Raw genomic sequence first — 19,375 nt, forward strand, 5'->3', positions numbered from 1 at the left:
CAGACATGATCATTATTACGGATAACATCTGATGAAGGAAGAACCCCTTCTTCTGTTATCTGATTTATAGAAACTTATTAACCAAGTAGTCTTGATTGACTACATCATTATTATACTAGGAGGAGAGAAGAGTGGCGATTAAAATTGAAAAAGGTAAGATTCCAATTTGGGAAAAATATATGCTTACGGTGGATGAAGCAGTGCAATATTTTGGAATAGGTGAAAAGAAAATAAGGATGCTTATTTCGGAACATCTAAATTCAAAATGTTGCTTTACAGTCCAGGTGGGGTGTAAGTCATTGATTAACCGTAAGAAATTTGAGGCCTTTCTGGATCAGACTACGTCTTTGTAAAAAATATACGAACAATTTAGCGCTTTAAAGTGGAAATGTTAGTCCTGGTATGATATAATACCTATATCGTGCTAGGGCTTCTTCGTAGAAAGGGGCGAAGACGTTTGGGTAAAACAAAACGTGACCAAAAACGACGAGATAAAAAAGGTCGAATTTTACGAAACGGAGAAAGTCAGAGAAAAGATGGAAGATATGCGTTTGTATATACAGATTGTTATGGAAAGCAGAAGTTTTTGTATAGTTGGAAATTAGAGCCAACAGATTCTCTGCCAACTGGATGCAGACCATGCTTAGCTCTAAGGGAAAAAGAAAAAAATATCCAAAGAGATTTACATGATGGTATAGTACCTTACGGAGGAAATTTAACAGTTTTGGATTTGGTTCAAAAATATATTGGACAAAAAAAGGGGGTTCGTCATAATACTCAGGCGAACTATGATTTTGTGATCAATATAATAAAAAAAGAAGAATTCGGAACCAGAAGAATAGATAAAATAAAATTGTCGGATGCAAAAGCATGGTTTATTAAGCTGCAAGCAGATGGAAGAGGATACAGTTCCATTCACAGTGTGCGTGGAATTGTAAGACCTGCATTTCAGATGGCAGTTGAAGATGATTTACTGCGCAAGAATCCTTTTGAATTTCAATTATGTACAGTTGTCGTAAATGACAGTGTTACAAGACAGGCAATTACAAAAGAACAGGAAGAGTTATTTCTGGAGTTTATCCGAAATGATGACCATTACTCAAAATACTATAATGGAATGTTTATTTTGTTTAAGACTGGACTTCGTATTTCTGAGTTTTGTGGATTGACAGTGAAAGATATTGATCTTCAGGAGAGAAAAATCAATGTGAATCATCAGCTTCAGAGAACCAGAGGAATGCAGTACGTCATTGAAGATACCAAAACTTCAAGTGGAACACGAATGTTACCGATGACAGATGAAGTTTATGAATGTTTTGAACAGATTGTGAAAAACCGTAAAAAAGTAAGGGTTGAGCCGATTATAGATGGATATAGTCGATTTCTATTCCTGGATAAAAAAGATATGCCTGAGGTAGCACTCCATTGGGAAAAACATTTTCAATGGGCGTTAGGAAAGTATAATCGTACTCATGAGAAACAAATGCCAAAGATCACGCCTCATGTATGCAGGCACACATATTGTTCCAATATGGCGAAAGCTGGAATGAATCCGAAAGCACTCCAATATTTAATGGGACATTCTGATATAGGGGTTACGTTAAATGTATATACGCATCTGGGATTAATTGATGCAAAAGAAGAGATGAATAGGATTGCAAAACTGGCATAGTATGATAAAATAATAGAAAAAAGAATTAAAAATAATCTGATTATAAGGTTCTTAGAAAGCCTGTTTTCCAGGCTGGTTATTACTAAGAAGTTACTAAATTTGGATAAGAAAATATACGAATTTATGCTGTGATATACAGGAAAATGACAGGATTGAAGATTATCGGAAAATGCCTGTAAACAGCGTAAATACAGCATTTCAAGGAGTTTTAAGCAATGATAAGAGTGTTATTTGTCTGCCACGGCAACATATGTACTTTACCATACAAACAGGACAAACTAAGTTATCAATAACGATAGGGATATAGAGGAGAAAACAATGATAAGAGTAGCTTTTTGCTGTCATGGAAATATTTGTCGATCAACTTTAGCTGAGAGTGTCTTTACTTACAAGGTAAAGACTCTGGGCTTAGCGGATCAGTTTATTATTGATAGTTTTGCAACCAGTACAGAAGAGATAGGAAACCTTCCACACAGAGGTACAGTAAATAAACTGAGAGAAGTAGGGATCCCTTTAGTGCCTCATAGAGCTAAGCAGATCTCGTTAACGGATTATGGCAAGTTTGATTATATTATTGGCATGGATACCGCCAATATACGGAACCTTAACAGGATGCTAAAGAGAGATCCTGAGGGAAAGATTTATAAGTTTCTCTCATTTGCCGGATCAGGAAGAGATATAGCGGATCCGTGGTATACTGGAAATTTTGATGAGACGTATGATGATGTAATTGAGGGATGTGAGGGTTTCTTAAAGTATCTGGAAGAACATGGAGAACTCCACAATTAAAGATAAAAGTATGAAGAGGAATGACCGTTTTGGATCATTCCTCTTTTTTTATTTGCTCTTCTATAGCGTCAATAATGTAAGAACTGAGACTCTTCCCGGCATTAGTGGCATGAGCCTGATATAGTTCTTTCTTTTCTTTTGATACTCTAATACCTATAAGGCTGGTATTTTCTTTCTGATATTTTGCAGTAGCTCTTTTCTGAGCTTCAGTGTATTTAGCTCCCATATATAAGTATCTCCTCACTATTTGAGGAGATTATAACATACATTTCTTGTGTTTTGAAAGAAAAATGAGGAATAAGTGAGGAATAACCCTTGACATATATGTTTAACATATACTATATTAAAAATGAGATATATGTTAAACATATACACAAGGATTGAAACAGGAGGACACAGGAAATGAAGAAAAATTACAACGATTATGCAGTTGATGAGCTGGTGGCTCAGTACAAACAGGACAGAAACGAAAGCGTATTTGCAGAGATTATGGAAAAAACGAAAGGTCTTATTTATGTATTTGCAAGAAGTTACTCCAGATCCATTATAGGAGCTGAGCTGGAAGATCTGGTTAGTGAGGGAGATCTTGTTTTATGGGACGCTATCCAGACATTTGATGATACAAGAGAGTGTAGCTTTACTACATACCTTTGTGGATGTCTCAAAAGAAATTATAATACACTGTTTTCAATGGCTAATTGTCAGAAAAGAAATCCCGGTTGTTTTGTGCATAGTTATGAGCAGATCAATAATCACTCAGAATATGAGGAAGAGGGGGACAGTGCCGGATCTTCTGAGTTTTCTGTAGAGTGTGAAGATTACGACATGGTAGAGATGAAAATGCTACTGGACAGCTTAGAATTATCGGATAATGAAAGAGTAGTTATTAACCTTTTACTAATGGGAAAATCTAAACCGGACATTGCCCGGAAACTGGGAGTAAAGACTCCGTCTGTACACAGTTATGTAAAACGTATTGGAAAGAAACTTATAGCGGCTGGTATTTATGCATAAAGGGGGATTAAGCAATGAACAGAGCAACAGAGGATCATAAAATCTGGCTATTTGATTTAGCACATGGGAATCTGACCGACTCACAGATTGTAAAGGGATTTGTTAAGTATTATGCTTTAAATGGATTTACAGTAGGAAATGTACAGGATGATCTGGTATTCAGAACACACTATAATCCATCACAAGGTATGGAAAGCCTTAGAAGTGCATTAAACAGTTTTTCTGAGGTGGTTGAGTGAATATACAGGACAGAGTAAAACTGTACAAGAAGCTGTACACAGCCTCAGAGGCTCCTACGGCGGTTAGAAAGTATATGGATAAAATGAATACTATAAATGATGAACTGGACGCTTTAGAGGCTCTGAGAGAGCTTGACACAGAGCTCTCAGACCTCTATCAAGTATCTATCCCGGTTATAACAGTCTGGGTAAGGGATGATAACTATGTACAGGCTACAGGAGAGATATACCTCACTGAGCCGGATCTTGAGAGTTTCTTACATCAATTCAGACATCATTTACAAAACATAGAGAGGAAATATGAGCGGCGTGGGCTGACCGCTGAGGGAGCCGGGAGAGAATACTGGAGGATCCCTTATCAGGACTGTATATACAGGATGTATGGGGAGGATGATAGTAGGGCGTGGGCTCAGTTTGTGATTGAGGTTGCACAAGAAAAGTAGTATAATGAGGAATATATTGAGGGATACACAGGAGGTAAAATGTATGGGTAAGAAAATTGTAGCTGTAATGTTATCAGTAGCGTTATGTGTTCCTTTTGGTACTACTGTAATGGCTCAGGAAGATAACTCTAAAAGAATAGCTGAAATTGAGGCTCAGATTGCAGAATTACAGGCAGAGTTAAAGGAGCTGAAAGGAGAAGAGGCTGAGAGTGAGGTATTGTATCAGGATGATCTTTTAACTATTACTTATGATGGAATGAAAGAGAGTAGTCTGGGATACAAAGTTAATTTTGTGATAGAAAATACCTCAGATCAGAAACTTACAGTACAGGTAAGAGATACGTCTATTAACGGGGTTATGATAGATCCTATGTGTTCTATAGAGGTTGCTCCGGGAAAGAAAGCTAAGGACGGGCTTACCGTATTTGGAGATGATGCTGAGGAAAATCCTATGGATGATGTGGAGAACATAGAAACAAAGTTTCACATAATTAAGGGTGACGGATTTACAGATTATATAGATACAGATAACATTGTGATTAAATAATAGCTGATTATTTTGGGAAGATCTTTAGGGATCTTCCCTCTCTTGTCTAAATTTCTTCTTGGTTTTGGTTAATACTGAATGAAAAAAGGACTTGACAAAAATGGTAAGAAACATTATTGTAAATTACAACAGAAAAAAAAAGCACCCGGTTAGGGTGCTGTCAGTTCTTACTCAATGTTACCAGCAATGAGTAAGGATATAGGGTAAACGAGATACTCTACACCACCAGAGGCAACTGATATTTCACCAATTATTATAAAGGGTGGACTTTCAGAAGTCAATAAAATTAGCTTAAAAGAGAGAGCCTAAATCATTTCTTTTCCTGTATATTTTGAGGGAGCTAAGGTACTGAGTAATCTTTACCTTAGCTCTCTTTTTCTGTTACAGGATCATACAGGATAATAAAGGATAACACAGGAGCTATAAGATTATAAACAGTCTTAGAGGCTCCTTTTTTAATTGCATAACGGTAAGCGGACAGCGTAACCGCTTTATAAAAGCGTGGTGTTGTAGAGCCTAAATAATAAATCTACAGGGGGAGAATTTGGGGCACCCTACTCCAGCTCCTCCTCAATCGGATCTCATACAACTTGAAAACCGATATAAAACGAAAGAAGTTGGGCTATGGAAGTTTCCAAAGAGAGATTGTTACAGTAAAGCATGGATGGAAATGTGTCACGCTCCCCCTCTGGAGTGGCTGTAATATTTAGCTGAGATGCTAAACTATGTAGGGTACTAAGAAACCTCAAAAAAGAGATTCTTTTAGGCATGGCTCCCCTCCTTTTTCTTAGGAGATCTATGCCTAAATTTCCTAAAAAAGAGATTTTCTTTTTCATTTACATTATTTATGAAATAACAATACATGAAAAATGAATATATTTAACATACATGATGAATATTTATGCAATTATAAGAATGAAAAAAATTATATTTAAAAAGGCTTACTTTTCGCGAGATAAGCACGCTATATTATGAGAACATAATGACAAAAACAAATAACTTATTGCCATTGATAATAAGGTTTTTGACGAAACAAAGAAAAGAGGTGCTCAGTTATGAAAACACTTTTTACAATGGAAGAGTGTGCAGAACAGATTGGAAGGTCTTCACGAACAATACAGAGATACCTTAAAAATGGAACACTGGAGAGAGTTATAAAAAAGACTAAAAAAGGCAGGGAACGGTACATAACTGTAGCAAGTGTAGCGAGATATATAAGGAATGAAAGTGAGGTAAAAGCAAATGAGTGACAATAAAAAAACAAGGAGATTTGTAACTCCTAATGATGAAGTTAAGAGTATGCTTTCAGGAAAATTTGCAGGGATGTTAGAACGACCAGTTGTAAAACCTGAGCGAGAGAAAGATGTGGAATCACAGCAGATTGAAAGAACGATCAATCAGAGAGTAATGGAAAGTCTTGATAATAAATTTGTAGATTATTTTGCTAAACAGGGAGTCTTTACCGGGAAATATGCGGCGTCAAAGTATATTGGACAGTCCATCAGTAATCTAATGACAGAGGAACGCCGTGTAAGTAATCTTATAGAAGATATTGAAGAGAGAAAAGCCTCACTTATTGAGGAAGTAAAAAAGTTTTATAGAAAGTCTTGTAGTAAAGTTGCTGGATGGAGTGAAGAACGTGTTGAAGTGGAAGTGAAAACTCTGGTAGATAATAATATTATTGGAACTTATGGCACTGAGGAGAGGGAAATTGAAGCTCATCAAAAATATGCAGAACTGGAGAATGAATTGTTACAGGCAAAAGCCGATAAAAATGCTATAGCTGTAGCAAAGGCTGACTATATGGAACAGAATGCTGATCTGATCCGTGAGGCTCAGGAAAATAATCGTAGAAAAGAATTTGAAGAGAGCGGCTTATTGGAAGAGTTAGGAATTGTAAAATCCGCTAAGGTGAAAGCTGAAGAAAAATCAAAAGAAATTGAGGAGAAAGCGGAAGAAAGTGAGGAGCAAGAAGATGAAAGTAATATTTCAGAGTAAACAATCATATTTACAGGTGGCACATGAGGAGCTTTTTCATGTGGGAGTAGTAATTACATCATATGATGTTAATGGTAAATGGTTAGGTTCTCAGGCAGAGTGGGAGGCATTACAGAAACTTCCTGATCCTGAGATGGTAAATTGTTCTTACTGTTTTTGTGAGGGAGAAAAACATAATCAACTTACTTTGGAGAGAGAGGATGCTATCGAGGGTATGAGAGCTTATATTGCTCAGAGAGGTGATTATCTCATTGTAGAATTGAATGCAGAGGGAAATGTACCAGCAGATCCTGAGGGAGCTGTATTTGAGTGTAGAACGCCTCTTACTAAGTTATATCCAGCAATTTATAAAGGAACTACATCAGCAGGGGGAAGAACTTTTGTATTCAATCGGGGAGAAAATCAGAACCGATATATTACCTCAAGTTCTGAGGAGATTAAAATTCTTAGAGAATTTATTAATCAGAGAGTAGATGCAGAATTTACAGAAGTAAATGAGTAGATTGTGAGGAGGAGAACTGTACTATGAGTGATATTGAAAATACTATGCCAACAGAGAAAGAAGTCAGAGAGAAAGTAACTGCTGAGTTGGAGGCTGATTTTGAAAAAAGGGTAGATCAGAGAATTGCCGAAGCCCGTAAAAAATGGGAAAAGAAAAGAAGCAGAGAGGCGGCAGAGTCTTTAGCTCGCATAGAAAAACTCAAACAGATTGAAGAGGCAGAAAGACGTAAGGAGCGAGAGATTAATGACCATGAACTCTTGATAAGAGGAACCCGGCTGGATATAATAGATCTGGTTGCTGAAAATGGCTTAGACAGCAGATTTAGAGATATGATCCCTTATGAAGATCTCTTAATCCTTAAAAATCCAGTAGAAATAAAACAGGAGCTCAAAAAGCGAGTTATTGATATTAAGCGAGAGTTTAATAAACTGGTTCAACAGGAGGTAAAACGTCAGATTGAATGTCTCCAGAGTATGGGATGCTAATTGAATACAGAAAAAATAAATCCAGTTTCTGAGAGATTCAGAGGCTGGATTTATTTTTTTTTTATTGGAGGTGAGAAATTTGATTGAATTTGGTGCAAGAATTGTTTTACAGGATCAAATGATAGCAACGATTCAGAAAAACATATCGGCACAAAGACAGTTACAGGCACAGGTTGAAGAAACCAGAGCGGCATTGGAAAGAGCTACAGGTAGTAATTACAGTACAGATGTTGACGTTGATACCTCAGCGGCTCAGCAACAGGTAGATCAGATACAAGAGGTACTGGATCAGGTAAATGGCACTGATACTACAGCTACAGTGGAGGCTGATACCTCAGAGGCTCAAAGAGAGACTGAACAGCTCAGAGAGAATTTGGATGGATTAAGAGGGACAGTAGATGCTCAGGTTAATGTCAATGACTCAGGAGCTACTCAGCGTGTGTCAGCGTTGAGAGAGAGATTGGCAAGCCTGAGGAGTATGGTAACAGCTCCAGTAGTTAGGTTACGGGATGAAGCAAGTAGGCGGCTACAAAGCATAAGATCAACGCTTTCCAGTGTTGGTAGCAGAGTAGCCGCCCCTTTTGTCAGGTTAAGGGATCAAGCTACAAATAGACTGAACCAGATCAGGCAGAGGCTAAATAGTATCAGATCTCATGTAGCGGCTCCGATTGTGAGGTTGAGAGACTCAGCCTCAGCCGCTCTGACAAGAGTGAGGAATACTTTGAGGACTGTAGGTAGGACTATAGCAAGTCCTGTAATCCGGGTGAGAGACACAGCCTCCCGGATAGTCTCCAGTATAACAAGTAGAATCAGAGCAGTAGGACACATGGTAGCAAGTCCTTTTATCAGAATTAGAGATACAGCCTCAGGTATTATCAATAATGTAAGGAGCAGACTTTCAGCCTTAGGAAGTGCTGTAGCGGCTCCACTGGTAAAAGTAAAGGATATGGCAAGTGCTGTACTGAGCAAGATTGGAGGGATGCTCAAGACTTTAGCTAAAGGAGCTACTATAGCGGTATCCGCTGTTATGACTGGCTCCCTGTTAGAGGGTTCAAAACTTGAGCAGAGTATAGGTGGTGTTGAAACACTGTTTAAGGACAGTGCAGACATTGTAAAGAAAAATGCAGATGCCGCCTTTCAGACAGCCGGATTATCAGCAAATAACTACATGGAAACAGTAACAGCTTTCTCAGCCTCATTGTTGCAGAGTTTGGGTGGAGATACTCAAAAAGCGGCTCAGGTGGCTGATATGGCTGTAGTTGATATGTCAGACAATGCTAATAAGATGGGAACCAGTATGGAAGATATCCAGAACGCTTATCAAGGTTTTGCGAAACAAAATTATACCATGCTGGATAACTTAAAGTTAGGATATGGCGGTACTAAGACGGAAATGGAAAGGCTCCTTTCTGATGCTGAGAAGCTCACGGGGCAGAAGTACGATATTAGTAACCTGTCAGACGTTTATAATGCGGTTCATGCAATTCAGGAAAATCTTGACATTGCTGGTACAACAGCAAAAGAGGCGGCTACTACTTTCAGTGGATCATTTAACTCCATGAAAGCGGCGGCTCAAAATCTCTTAGGTAATTTAGCCATTGGTGGGGATGTAAAAACATCAATGTCTCAGTTAGTTGGAAGTGCTGTTACATTTGCGTTTGATAATGCTATTCCTATGATTGGTAACATTTTCTCAGCGTTACCTACAGCCATTGCTACAGCTATTGAGACAGGAGCTCCTAAGGTTAAGGCGGCTGGAGCCTCTATAGTAAAGAGCTTATCAAGTGGCTTAATGGATCTCTTACCGGATTCCATGAAAAAGGTAACTACATCTGTGAGTAATGTAGCCTCATCAGTTAAACAGGCTGGCTCAGGGGTAGGAGAGGTAGCCTCACAGGTATCTAAGTATGTAGATTATACGGTTCAGAGTGGAGATACACTCTCAGCCATTGCAAAGCAATATAAAACCACATATCAGGATCTTGCGGCTTACAACAATATCCCGGATCCTAACAAGATCTTTACAGGTCAAACAATTCAGGTTCCAACAACAGTCACAGAAAAGAGGAAAAATAATTCCTCAGAAAATCAGGTGCCACAAACCACACAAAAAACAGAGCTTAATATGGATAATCCTATTATCAGTTCTTTTGCATCCCTTGCTTCAGCAAGTTTTAATATGGTGCAAACAGCTTTTAATGGTTTGAAAGAATGTGCAGTAGCGGCTGTAGGTACAATTGTTAGTGTACTTCCTGGAATAACTAATGCAATTACAGCAGTAGTAAATGGATTTATTCCTATTATGGATGCTTGGAAAGAAACCTTTATATCTGTTCAGCCTATAGTTGTAGGTGTTGTAAATAGTCTGAATAGTGTTATTCAGAATATAGCGGCTCCTGTTTCGAGTGCTTTTGTAAAAATACAGAATGTTGTTAAGAGAATTTATGAAACTATTGGCAATCATATGGGGCTTATTTCCAGTGTTATAGGGGCTACAGCTCCTGTGATTTCAACAGCGGTATCTTTTATAGGTACGGTGTTTGAGGCGGCTGGAAATGTAATCTCTTCGGCTCTGGATGCTATTCTGAGTATAGTGGAGAGTGTAATGGGAGCTATTGCTCCTGTAGTATCAGATGCTTGGAGTATGATCTCCTCAGCGTTTGAGAGTGCTGGATCTTTCCTGTTATCAGCCTCAGAAGCTATAGGCTCAGCTATTGGATGGCTTAAGGATTATTTTGTTCAAATATTTGACCAGATGGCTCCTTACATTCAATCAGCATGGGAGGGAATAAAACCAGCCTTTACAAGTGCCGGAAACTTGATAAGTCAGGTAGTCGGTATTATCGTCCCTGTTCTCCAGACTTTGTGGAGTGGGGTACAGTCAGTATTTAGTTTTCTGGCTCCATATATCCCTATGGTATGGAGTGTAATAAGCACAGCTTTTCAGGTAGCCGGAACCGTAATTTCTGCGGTGATTGACACTATCAGCAGTATCCTTTCAGTATTGCAGAGTGTTTTCTCTGGAATTTTCGGAGCTATTTCTCCGATTGTATCGGCGGCTTGGAGCGTGATCCAGTCAGCTTTTAGTGTGGCTGGTAGCATTATCAGTAGTGTGGTAGGTGTGATCTCCGGGGTGATTTCAACACTGTATAGTGTTTTCTCTGGTATCTTCTCAACTATCGGCTCTATTGTATCGTCAGTATGGTCGGCTATTACAGGATTTTTCTCCAGTGGATCAGAGGGAGTATCCTCCTCATCCAGTACGGTAGGATCCGTAATTTCTACACTGTCTGGCGTATTCTCTGGAATTTTCTCAGCTATTTCCGGGGTTGTCTCTACTGTTTGGGGGGCTATACAGTCAGCTTTCGAGACAGCAAGCGGCGTAATCTCTGGGGTGGTAAGTACAATTTCTGGGGTGATCTCAGGTATAGCAGACTTTTTCTCTGGTGGTCTTGAGGGTGCTCAGGGCATAGCAGAGGGGGCTTGGTCGGCTATTACAAGTGCTTTCGACACAGCAAGCTCAGCAATTTCCACAGCGGTATCCGGTATTGGTTCTGTAGTGGATGGCATTGGTGATGTATTCTCCGGTGCTCTTGATGCTGTAGCTCCGATTGTGGAGGGAGCATGGACAACTATCTCCGGTGCTTTTGATACTGGAAAAGAGTTACTCTCCGGGGCTCTTGAGGGAGTCGGCTCAGTTCTTGACGGAATTGGACAGACGGTAACAAGTGCTCTTGAAAGTGTCGGCTCATTTATCGGGGACGCTTGGGGAAATATTTGTGATTTCTTCTCTGGTGGATCTGAGGAGGTTGGAAACTCAGCTCCTACGGCTGAGGCAAATGTAGCCTCTTATCAAACAGCTTTCGATCAGATGAATGAGGTTGCTCCTCAAGTACAGAGTGCATGGACTTCTATCTCAGAAGCCTATAACACTGGAGCTGAGGGTATCGGTACTACTAACAGTACAGTAACTACAGCTCTCACAGAGTTGAGTACGGCGTTTACAACAGCGTTTACTCAGATCTCTACAACAGTAACTACAGGGTGGACAGGAGTTAATCAGGTATTTACTACCTTGACTACTGGCATTACTACCCTTAACACAAGTTTGACAACAGGGTGGACGGGAATTACACAGACTTTCACCACAGCTCAGACAGCTCTTACTACAGCTATGACAGCTATCCAGACAGCTCTTACAACCTTAAGCTCTGGAATGTCCTCAGGAATGAGTAACATTGTATCAACTACAGTATCCGGCTGGAGTTCTACATTGAGTGCTTTTGCAAGTGCTCAGAGTGGTATCTCTTCTTACAGTAGTTCTATTATTGGTACATTGTCCTCACTTGCTGGATCATTCTCCTCAGCAATGGGAAGTATCTCAAGTTCGGCAAGCTCAGCGGCGGCGGCTGTAAACAGTGCGGCGGCAAGTATCCAGTCGGCGGTAAGTCGTGCGGCAAGTGCGGCGGCAAGTATGCCTAAGGGTGCTGGTGGAGCAAGTAGAGCAATGGGTGTAGACCGTGTACCTTATGACAACTATCCTATCATGGCACATGAGGGAGAGAAGCTCCTGACTAAGAACGAAGCTAACCAGTATGAACGATCCACAAGGGGAGTGAGAATGGTTAGTAGAGCAATGGGTACAGGAGAAATCCGTGAGGACGGTACTCCTATTCTTGCACATGAGGGAGAGAAACTCCTTACCAAACAGGAAACAAAGCAGACTAAGGAAAACAATGATATTGTGGTAAATATCAATGATCCTGTGATTAATAATCCGGCTGATATGGATACTCTCATAGAGGAGTTTGTAAGAAAGCTAAGAAAGGTGCAAATGACCATGGCATAAAAGAAATTGGGGAAAGAGAAAGTATGGCTCTTTCCCCGGAAATAAGGAGGTATATAAATGGCTAATGCAGATCAGTTTTATGCTGAGTTAATGGGTGTTATGAGAGAGGAGGGATCAAAAGATAACCCGGAGACTCTTTTGATTGGAACTATGGTTAGTGCTACATCAGTAGAAATTGATGGATTAATTCTTGAGAAAGATGATATCTATATAGCTGATTATCTTATGGCTGGGTATCAATTTCCTCTGAAAGTTCCTTATGTATCAGATGTAACATTCGGACATTATGACGGAAGTTTTAAAACCACTAATCCGGCTGTAAGAAAGACCGGGCTTAAAAAGGGAGACTTAGTAGCTGTTATGAAATGCAATGATAATAATACTTATGTGATTCTTGCAAAGGTGGTAAAACCATGAAGAATAATTGTAAAATCATACAATTTCATATTCCTCAAAAAATAATTATTGCTGAGGAGTATATTGACTACTTCATGGTAGATATGTTTCCGGGAAAAAAGATCAGAGAGTCTAACAATGGTAAAAATGTACGGAAAATATTAGAACTGTTATTTCAGGCGTATGAAGTAGCCGGGGAAGAAAGAAAAAGTTTTTTAATGAAAATGGATGAGGTAGCGGAAAATATGGATTATACAGAAAAAATTAATGGAAAAAGAACGTGGATCACGGTCAGAGATAGAACCAGAGAATACTTACCTCAGTTATTTGTATGGTAATTGCTTATGAAACACTATTTTTCAGTAAGCGAAACAGCAAGAGCATTAGATGTGACTGAGAGAACTGTATGGAACTATATCAAAAAAGGAGAGCTGAGAACGGTTAAGAAAAAATATAGAAAAACCGGGAGAGAACGGATATGGATAGAGTTACTCAGTCTGGAAAAATGTCTGATAAGAAAGAAATATCCGGCAATATACGGGACAAGGGATTATATGGTTAGGTATTTCGAAGAACAGTATGATAAACAGTTAGAATTAAAAATTGCTTTTCAGGAGGTTGGCATTATGGCAGAAAAAGATATATTAGATGGACTGGACTATTTCTCCAGAATTGATGAGGAGGAGCTGGATCAGATTATTGAAAACGGGACAGAATTATGGAATATCCGGGATGTAGCGGCATACATGGAGGTTTCTCTTAGAACAGTAAAGAGATATATCAGCGAGGGAAAATTAAAACCAGAAAAAATATCAGAATCCGGGGAAAAGTTGTTTTCTAATCTTGATGTAATGGAATTATATAGAGAAAATAAAGGATGTCAACCAGTATGTAGTGAGGAGGAAGATAAAGAGGCTATTTATACATTTATTGAAGAACATCCAGAGTGTATACCTGTTTTCAAAACGATTATAGATAGTTTACTACAGTAAAAGAATTTTTGAATTAAGATAAACGAAAGTTTTGTTTATTTATAATAGGAAAGAAAAATGTGAGCTGACAGGGAGGCAAAGAGGAGAAACAGGGGCTTTTATGCAGTGTTTTCAGTAGAAATGGAGGGCTTTAGAAATGGTTGTAAGTAGTAGAGAGGATATTCTTTTTAATAAATTCAAAGAGAGGCTGATGGGATGTGCAAGACATGAGCTATTATCTGAGAATCGAAAAGTGTTACAAGGCTTATCTACGTTAGTGGTATATTACTGGCGGCAGAATATGCCTTATCAGATCTCAGAGGCACAATATCACAGGGAGGAGAATAAGATCCAGAAATTATCGGAGCAGATCCAGCCGGGAGAACTGGAGCCAGAGGCAAAAGCGGCGGTGAAAGAGGCTGAGGAGTATCTGAGGATTATAGGGATGCACCGGATAAGAAGAAAGTGCAGAGTTTTCTAATCGTATGCCTAAATCTGCTGATCCACTTAGTTATTATGTTACAGATACACAATAACAGGATCAAACAGGAGGCAACAGGATATGAAAGAAAACAAGCGTAGAGAATGGATCACTAAGAAGATGGATAAAGCATTTAAGAAAAGTCTGTCAGAGGAAGATTATCAGATTGTTATGGGACTTAGTAAATGGTATGCTCCTTACTTTACAGGAGAATCTAAGAACACAGACAGTTTTCTTATTAACATTGCTTATCAGATCGGAAAAATGGAAGGGAGAAAAGACAAATGAAAATGAGATTAAAAGCGTGTAGAGTTCAGGCTGGAATGTTGATTAAAGAGGTAGCTCAGGCTATGGGAGTCAGTGAAATGACAGTGATAAACTGGGAGAAAGGAATTTATTCCCCGGAGATGGCTGTAGGCTTAAAGCTGAGCTTGCTCTATAAAATTCCATTGGAGTACATGGATTTTACAAAAGAGGGAAACAAGGACAGGAGGGCACAGGCATGAGTTATAAGAAATTTAAGATTCCTGAGAATGGGAGCTGTTATGTAGCTCCTGTAGAGGGAAAGAATCCGGTATTGATTACTGAGGTAAATGGTACTGTATATTTCGATTACAGAGGTATTCGAGAAGCATATAGGAGCCTTAAAGGGTTTCGTTTAGATCATGAGTGTACTGAGGTGTATAAGGAATGTAAGCCAGAGGACAGCCGGGAAATGGTCAGCATTAGTGCTGTAATATCTGCTATTTATCAGACAAGTGTATCACCAATAATCAGAGAGCAAATGTGTATCAGATTGCTGAATGCTCCAGTTGTTTTAGTATGAAGAGGTAAGCCTCCAGAGAATTGTAAATAAGAGCTCTGGAGGCACTTTTTTTTATTTGCAGATCAGATAACAAGGGGATATACTCAGGGAAAAGGTGTGAAAAGGAGTGAGAGCGTGTACAATGTGGTAAAGCATTTTATTGAGTCTGTAGTGGATCCTGAGACTAAAGAGCGATATGAGAGCGAAAGCTATACACTTTCCAGCAAGAGGAGGGTGATCTGGGATGCAAAGAGCCAGAAATGGAGAGACAGGTATAACAGGGAATATATGCCCGTTCATATAGCTGGAAAGCTGGTAGGGTTCAACCTTAAGAACTCTCTGGCAGAGGAGGATAAGAAATTGTTAAGAGCGGTATCGGGTGCTGATCCACGGAGCATAGCGGCAAGTTACTTAGATTACAACCGGGAAGTAGGAGGGGAGCCTTTTGGATTTACTACAGGTATGCCAATAGAGGCAGATCCTGAGAAGTATGGAGGCATTGCTAAGATGTACCGGGAGTGTATCAAGAGAGGAGTAACGTGGGAAGAGCTTTTACAGTGGAATGGACAGAGTGATGAGTTGGATATATGTTAGACATATACTTTAGAGAGCCTGAGAATAGCCTATTTTGGAATAAATATGCTCCAATGGTAAATTGTAAAGGTAAAATATAAAATGACTATATGGGGCAAATACAGCGTTACAGGCGTTATCCTCAAATTATAGAAAATTGAGGAATAAGAAAAGATGAGAGCTGTCTAATTCCTTATGTTGATGTGGTTATTACTTATAAACTGAGTAATGAGCAAAGAACAGGAGGAAACAGGATGGTACAGGAGAAATTAAGAGCGGTATTTTATGCCAGAGTGTCTACTGCTGAGGAGGAACAGCTAAAAGCATTACCCAAACAGGTTGAGGAGTGCAAAGATGTGATTGCTTCTAAAGGCTGGAAGCTGATAGATGGTTATGTGGATGAGGGAAAGAGCGGAACTAAAACAGATGGTAGAAAGGCATATAAAAAGCTCTTAGTTGATATGCAACAGGATAAGTTTGAGATTGTCGTTGTGAAGTCTCAGGACAGGTTACAAAGAAATACTTTTGACTGGTATAGATTTACAGATCTGCTGAATAAAAACAAGAAAAGACTGTTCCTCTATATGGATAATAAATTTTACGAGCCCTCAGAGGATGCTCTTATAACAGGGATTAAAGCTATTTTAGCGGAGGAATACTCAAGAGATCTCAGTAAAAAGCTCAACAATGCTAATAAAAGAAGAATTGCAAAAGCAAGAGCTGGAGAGCCTGTATCTGCTATGGGAAATGGTCAGACATACGGGTATAAGATTGTCGAGGGTAAATGGGTGATAGATGAGAGCCAGAGGGAAGTGGTAAGAAAGATGTATGAGCTCTATAGTGAGCTCCATAGTATTCGTAAAGTTAGAAATGCTCTCAATGAACAGGGATACAGAAACCAGAAAGGAAATCTGTTTACTGAGGAGGTAATTGGCAGAGTTGTAAAAAATGTGATGCACAAAGGCTGGGTGATCTTAAACAGACATCATAGAGACTTTGAGAGTAAGGAAATCATTGAGAAACCTGAGAAAGAGTGGGTAATTATAAAGAACGATCATGAGGCTATAGTGTCAGAGGAGCTTTGGGATAATGTAAATGCTGAGATCCAGAGCCACAGGAATAAAGGAAACTCAGGAAGAAGAGGGAAAAGAAATGGTACTACTCCTCTCAGTGGGAAAATCTTTTGTGGATGTTGCGGTAGAGTGCTCTGGAAACATATGTCAAAAGGCTCATATAAGACTAAAGAGGGAAGAAAACACGGATACAAGAACTATGCACAATGGTATTGCAGTGGTAAGATAGGAAGAGGAGAATTAGCCTGTAGTGATCCGGCTACAGTGTCAGGAGTAAAACTCAATAAGTATCTGGTGGAAATGGCAGATATGCTTTTAGATTACAGTACAATAGAGTATAGCAAGAATCTCTTGAAAAGAAGAACCTTAAAATGGTTGGAGGATCTTAAGGATCAGCTTTCTACTCCTACGGATAATGAGGCAGTAGAAAAGGCTATGGCAGATCTGGAGCGTAAGAGAGGAAATCTCATAGATCTTTATACAGATGGACTTATTACAAAAGCAGAATTTAAAAGTAAATCTGTAGAACTGGACAATGAACTGGAGAAACAGAAAGCTCTATTAGAAGCACAGGAGGTCAATCCAGACATTAAAGCTATTGAGGATACCATAGCGAATATTGATGAAGAAATAGAGGCATTGTATGAGGATCAGACTATGGTGGAAGAGAAAAAGATCCAGTTTATTACAGAGCATATTAAAAAGATTATAGTGTTGAGTAATAATGACATATTTGTAACTTTAGACAGGGTAGCAGGAGCCGTTCTTTTCATTGATAAAACAGATACAAGATTCCATGTAGTGCCTATGGATGAGTATGATTCAGAAGAATTAAGCAGAGTAGGTATAACAGAGAATGAAATTGTACCGTTTGATAGGGAAAGTATGCAGATCAACTCTTGCCGAGAGTGTTTTTACCTACAAAGTGAAGGAGCTTGGTCTTGGAGAGCAGTTTATAATCGATAGTTTTGCGACGAGTACCGAGGAGATTGGAAATCCGCCGCACAGAGGAACTGTTAATAAACTTCGTGAAGTGGGAATCCCACTGATTCCGCACAGAGCGAAACAGATCACGTGGGCGGATTATAATAAATTCGACTATATTATTGGTATGGACACTGCAAATATAAGGAATCTGAACCGGATGCTGAGAAATGATCCGGAAGGAAAGATTTATAAATTTCTTACTTTTGCGGGAACTGGAAGAGACATCGCAGATCCGTGGTATACAGGAAATTTTGATGAGACTTATGAGGATGTAATGGAAGGTTGTGATGGATTTCTGAAATATCTGACAGAACAGGGAGAAATTTATCACTGAATACGGAAATAAAGACATAAAATCCAAAAGGATATCAAAAATCTGACAGTACAAAGCAGCGGAAGCTGCTTTTTCTGTCGATGAAAACTTCTTTACAAATACAGAAACATCTTTTATACTGTTTCATACAGCAGACAACTCAAATCTGGCAGAGAAATCTGTTTTCTACAGGGAGTATTTCAAGTAAAATACTCATTCTAATCAGGACATTCGTCCGCATTGTCTCACAGAAAGGAAAATTTAATATGGAAAAAGGCTATGAAACTTTTGTCACAGATCTGAGAAAGCTTCTTCTTGCTGCTATGGATTTGGAAGAAGATGAGATTTACTTTGCGAAAAAAGGGGAAAAATATGGATGTACAGGGGACAGGATTTTTGTGGAATGCAGACATATTGAGAAAGCAAAAAAGATATGTGGTCTGCATACAGAAGAACTTTATGAACGATATTGTCAGGAGCATAACTTGAATAATATTGTCCATGACTGTGTCTGTGAGATAAAAAAAGCAGATGAAACCAGTGTGGTCTGCGATATAAATGATCTGGAAGACTATGAAAAAATCAAAGGAAAACTTTTTATCCGTCTTCTCAGTGCAGAGCGGAACGGGGAGGTATTAAAAGACACGATTTATCATCAGGTCGGAGATATTGCACTGGTTCTGTATTATCTGGCAGGTGAAAAAGACGGCTATATCCTGAGTACGAAAATTAAGAAACATTTTCCAGAACAGTGGGGAAAAGATCCGGATGCTGTTTTTGAGGCTGCCCTTGTAAACACCTATTTTATCAGTCCGCCCAGAATCTACCACTGGGAAAAAATGCTGTTTGATAAAACCTATACAGGAGATAATTTTATGGACCTTCTGGAAACTTATCAGCCAAATAAAGGAATTGCAGGAAACTGTCTCAGCACGGAAAAACGCACCAATGGTGCAGCTGCAATTTTTCTTCCGGGAGTGGCGAGACGTCTTGCGGAGCTGATGGAAGCGGATCTGTATCTTGTATTTACCAGTGTTCATGAAGTGATGGTACATAGTGCGGATATGGTTTATCCGGAAGACCTGAAGGATGTTCTTATGGATACAATCAAAAAAGCAACGCCTCCGGAAGATTATCTGACATCTTCTATTTATCGGTACAGCCGAAGAACCGGTGAGTTTTCGGTAGAACTGGAATAAAAAAAGCCAGGCTGGAATTTACTGCAGAAATAAAATTCC

The 19,375-nt window shown here is 39.1% G+C and carries 24 protein-coding genes; 23 read left to right on the plus strand and 1 reads right to left on the minus strand.

The genetic code is table 11. The annotated features are described in order from the left end of the window. Window positions 1-131 precede the first annotated feature (131 nt). From KQI39_RS00005 to KQI39_RS00015, 3 genes are all read left to right on the plus strand, one after another. On the plus strand, window positions 132-353 hold the full coding sequence (locus KQI39_RS00005) for an excisionase (protein ID WP_330653902.1): 222 nt from the start codon (window positions 132-134) through the stop codon (window positions 351-353). A gap of 104 nt (window positions 354-457) precedes the next feature. Further along, window positions 458-1,672, plus strand: a complete 1,215-nt coding sequence (locus KQI39_RS00010) for a site-specific integrase (protein WP_022214379.1) — start codon at window positions 458-460, stop codon at window positions 1,670-1,672. 318 nt (window positions 1,673-1,990) lie between these two features. After that, complete coding sequence (locus KQI39_RS00015; protein ID WP_216415607.1) at window positions 1,991-2,461, plus strand: low molecular weight protein-tyrosine-phosphatase; 471 nt, start codon at window positions 1,991-1,993, stop codon at window positions 2,459-2,461. A gap of 34 nt (window positions 2,462-2,495) precedes the next feature. Here the strand turns inward: KQI39_RS00015 and KQI39_RS00020 are convergent, their stop codons facing one another. Further along, window positions 2,496-2,687, minus strand: a complete 192-nt coding sequence (locus KQI39_RS00020) for a type II toxin -antitoxin system TacA 1-like antitoxin (RefSeq protein ID WP_216415609.1) — start codon at window positions 2,685-2,687, stop codon at window positions 2,496-2,498. Between the two features lie 176 nt (window positions 2,688-2,863). Here KQI39_RS00020 and KQI39_RS00025 point away from each other — a divergent pair, with 176 nt between their 5' ends. From KQI39_RS00025 to KQI39_RS00120, 20 genes are all read left to right on the plus strand, one after another. Further along, window positions 2,864-3,475 carry a sigma-70 family RNA polymerase sigma factor gene (locus KQI39_RS00025; protein ID WP_216415611.1) on the plus strand — a complete coding sequence of 204 codons (612 nt, stop codon included), beginning with the start codon at window positions 2,864-2,866 and terminating at the stop codon, window positions 3,473-3,475. Between the two features lie 14 nt (window positions 3,476-3,489). Next, on the plus strand, window positions 3,490-3,714 hold the full coding sequence (locus KQI39_RS00030) for a hypothetical protein (RefSeq protein ID WP_216415613.1): 225 nt from the start codon (window positions 3,490-3,492) through the stop codon (window positions 3,712-3,714). Continuing rightward, entirely contained in the window at window positions 3,711-4,157 is a 447-nt protein-coding gene (locus KQI39_RS00035; protein ID WP_216415615.1) for a hypothetical protein, read from the plus strand. The genes KQI39_RS00030 and KQI39_RS00035 overlap by 4 nt, the downstream gene beginning before the upstream one ends. A 43-nt stretch (window positions 4,158-4,200) precedes the next feature. Next, complete coding sequence (locus KQI39_RS00040) at window positions 4,201-4,704, plus strand: DUF3375 domain-containing protein (RefSeq protein ID WP_216415617.1); 504 nt, start codon at window positions 4,201-4,203, stop codon at window positions 4,702-4,704. A gap of 1,055 nt (window positions 4,705-5,759) precedes the next feature. Continuing rightward, entirely contained in the window at window positions 5,760-5,954 is a 195-nt protein-coding gene (locus KQI39_RS00045; RefSeq protein WP_216415619.1) for a helix-turn-helix domain-containing protein, read from the plus strand. After that, the gene (locus KQI39_RS00050) at window positions 5,947-6,702 is read left to right on the plus strand and encodes a hypothetical protein (RefSeq protein WP_216415621.1); all 756 of its coding nucleotides are present in this window, start codon (window positions 5,947-5,949) and stop codon (window positions 6,700-6,702) included. Before KQI39_RS00045 ends, KQI39_RS00050 begins: the two co-directional genes overlap by 8 nt. Before the next feature lie 40 nt (window positions 6,703-6,742). Beyond that, window positions 6,743-7,204 carry a hypothetical protein gene (locus KQI39_RS00055; RefSeq protein WP_216415623.1) on the plus strand — a complete coding sequence of 154 codons (462 nt, stop codon included), beginning with the start codon at window positions 6,743-6,745 and terminating at the stop codon, window positions 7,202-7,204. Window positions 7,205-7,227: 23 nt separating this feature from the next. Beyond that, the gene (locus KQI39_RS00060; RefSeq protein ID WP_216415625.1) at window positions 7,228-7,689 is read left to right on the plus strand and encodes a hypothetical protein; all 462 of its coding nucleotides are present in this window, start codon (window positions 7,228-7,230) and stop codon (window positions 7,687-7,689) included. Between the two features lie 79 nt (window positions 7,690-7,768). Next, entirely contained in the window at window positions 7,769-12,538 is a 4,770-nt protein-coding gene (locus tag KQI39_RS00065; protein WP_216415628.1) for a LysM peptidoglycan-binding domain-containing protein, read from the plus strand. Between the two features lie 57 nt (window positions 12,539-12,595). Next, entirely contained in the window at window positions 12,596-12,955 is a 360-nt protein-coding gene (locus KQI39_RS00070) for a DUF2577 domain-containing protein (protein ID WP_216415630.1), read from the plus strand. Then, window positions 12,952-13,272 carry a hypothetical protein gene (locus KQI39_RS00075; protein WP_216415632.1) on the plus strand — a complete coding sequence of 107 codons (321 nt, stop codon included), beginning with the start codon at window positions 12,952-12,954 and terminating at the stop codon, window positions 13,270-13,272. The genes KQI39_RS00070 and KQI39_RS00075 overlap by 4 nt, the downstream gene beginning before the upstream one ends. 6 nt (window positions 13,273-13,278) lie before the next feature. Further along, the gene (locus KQI39_RS00080) at window positions 13,279-13,926 is read left to right on the plus strand and encodes a helix-turn-helix domain-containing protein (protein WP_216415634.1); all 648 of its coding nucleotides are present in this window, start codon (window positions 13,279-13,281) and stop codon (window positions 13,924-13,926) included. Between the two features lie 136 nt (window positions 13,927-14,062). Then, the gene (locus KQI39_RS00085) at window positions 14,063-14,386 is read left to right on the plus strand and encodes a hypothetical protein (RefSeq protein WP_216415636.1); all 324 of its coding nucleotides are present in this window, start codon (window positions 14,063-14,065) and stop codon (window positions 14,384-14,386) included. 81 nt (window positions 14,387-14,467) lie between these two features. Beyond that, window positions 14,468-14,674: a hypothetical protein gene (locus KQI39_RS00090; RefSeq protein ID WP_216415638.1), complete on the plus strand. Its 207-nt coding sequence runs from the start codon at window positions 14,468-14,470 to the stop codon at window positions 14,672-14,674. Continuing rightward, window positions 14,671-14,892: a helix-turn-helix transcriptional regulator gene (locus KQI39_RS00095; protein ID WP_216415640.1), complete on the plus strand. Its 222-nt coding sequence runs from the start codon at window positions 14,671-14,673 to the stop codon at window positions 14,890-14,892. The genes KQI39_RS00090 and KQI39_RS00095 overlap by 4 nt, the downstream gene beginning before the upstream one ends. Then, entirely contained in the window at window positions 14,889-15,212 is a 324-nt protein-coding gene (locus tag KQI39_RS00100) for a hypothetical protein (protein WP_216415642.1), read from the plus strand. The genes KQI39_RS00095 and KQI39_RS00100 overlap by 4 nt, the downstream gene beginning before the upstream one ends. Window positions 15,213-15,326: 114 nt before the next feature. Further along, a complete protein-coding gene (locus KQI39_RS00105) occupies window positions 15,327-15,785 on the plus strand; it encodes a hypothetical protein (RefSeq protein WP_216415644.1) in 459 nt (152 codons plus the stop codon). A 233-nt stretch (window positions 15,786-16,018) separates the two neighbouring features. Next, window positions 16,019-17,803, plus strand: coding sequence for a recombinase family protein (locus tag KQI39_RS00110; protein WP_216415646.1), 1,785 nt, complete (start codon window positions 16,019-16,021; stop codon window positions 17,801-17,803). Next, the gene (locus KQI39_RS00115; protein WP_216415648.1) at window positions 17,694-18,158 is read left to right on the plus strand and encodes a low molecular weight protein-tyrosine-phosphatase; all 465 of its coding nucleotides are present in this window, start codon (window positions 17,694-17,696) and stop codon (window positions 18,156-18,158) included. Before KQI39_RS00110 ends, KQI39_RS00115 begins: the two co-directional genes overlap by 110 nt. A gap of 245 nt (window positions 18,159-18,403) precedes the next feature. Then, window positions 18,404-19,336 carry a DUF5688 family protein gene (locus tag KQI39_RS00120; RefSeq protein ID WP_216415649.1) on the plus strand — a complete coding sequence of 311 codons (933 nt, stop codon included), beginning with the start codon at window positions 18,404-18,406 and terminating at the stop codon, window positions 19,334-19,336. Window positions 19,337-19,375 lie beyond the last annotated feature (39 nt).

Source organism: Blautia sp. MSJ-36 (assembly GCF_018917985.1).
In the GTDB taxonomy this organism is placed as follows: Bacteria; Bacillota; Clostridia; order Lachnospirales; family Lachnospiraceae; genus Blautia_A.

Coding starts and splice junctions, on each gene's coding strand:
- KQI39_RS00095 (WP_216415640.1), top strand. CDS start 14,671: ATGAAAATGAGATTAAAAGCGTGTAGAGTTCAGGCTGGAATGTTGATT.
- KQI39_RS00085 (WP_216415636.1), top strand. CDS start 14,063: ATGGTTGTAAGTAGTAGAGAGGATATTCTTTTTAATAAATTCAAAGAG.
- KQI39_RS00030 (WP_216415613.1), top strand. CDS start 3,490: ATGAACAGAGCAACAGAGGATCATAAAATCTGGCTATTTGATTTAGCA.
- KQI39_RS00070 (WP_216415630.1), top strand. CDS start 12,596: ATGGCTAATGCAGATCAGTTTTATGCTGAGTTAATGGGTGTTATGAGA.
- KQI39_RS00050 (WP_216415621.1), top strand. CDS start 5,947: ATGAGTGACAATAAAAAAACAAGGAGATTTGTAACTCCTAATGATGAA.
- KQI39_RS00025 (WP_216415611.1), top strand. CDS start 2,864: ATGAAGAAAAATTACAACGATTATGCAGTTGATGAGCTGGTGGCTCAG.
- KQI39_RS00060 (WP_216415625.1), top strand. CDS start 7,228: ATGAGTGATATTGAAAATACTATGCCAACAGAGAAAGAAGTCAGAGAG.
- KQI39_RS00090 (WP_216415638.1), top strand. CDS start 14,468: ATGAAAGAAAACAAGCGTAGAGAATGGATCACTAAGAAGATGGATAAA.
- KQI39_RS00120 (WP_216415649.1), top strand. CDS start 18,404: ATGGAAAAAGGCTATGAAACTTTTGTCACAGATCTGAGAAAGCTTCTT.
- KQI39_RS00110 (WP_216415646.1), top strand. CDS start 16,019: ATGGTACAGGAGAAATTAAGAGCGGTATTTTATGCCAGAGTGTCTACT.
- KQI39_RS00020 (WP_216415609.1), bottom strand. CDS start 2,687: ATGGGAGCTAAATACACTGAAGCTCAGAAAAGAGCTACTGCAAAATAT.
- KQI39_RS00045 (WP_216415619.1), top strand. CDS start 5,760: ATGAAAACACTTTTTACAATGGAAGAGTGTGCAGAACAGATTGGAAGG.
- KQI39_RS00015 (WP_216415607.1), top strand. CDS start 1,991: ATGATAAGAGTAGCTTTTTGCTGTCATGGAAATATTTGTCGATCAACT.
- KQI39_RS00075 (WP_216415632.1), top strand. CDS start 12,952: ATGAAGAATAATTGTAAAATCATACAATTTCATATTCCTCAAAAAATA.
- KQI39_RS00100 (WP_216415642.1), top strand. CDS start 14,889: ATGAGTTATAAGAAATTTAAGATTCCTGAGAATGGGAGCTGTTATGTA.
- KQI39_RS00080 (WP_216415634.1), top strand. CDS start 13,279: ATGAAACACTATTTTTCAGTAAGCGAAACAGCAAGAGCATTAGATGTG.
- KQI39_RS00115 (WP_216415648.1), top strand. CDS start 17,694: ATGAAATTGTACCGTTTGATAGGGAAAGTATGCAGATCAACTCTTGCC.
- KQI39_RS00040 (WP_216415617.1), top strand. CDS start 4,201: ATGGGTAAGAAAATTGTAGCTGTAATGTTATCAGTAGCGTTATGTGTT.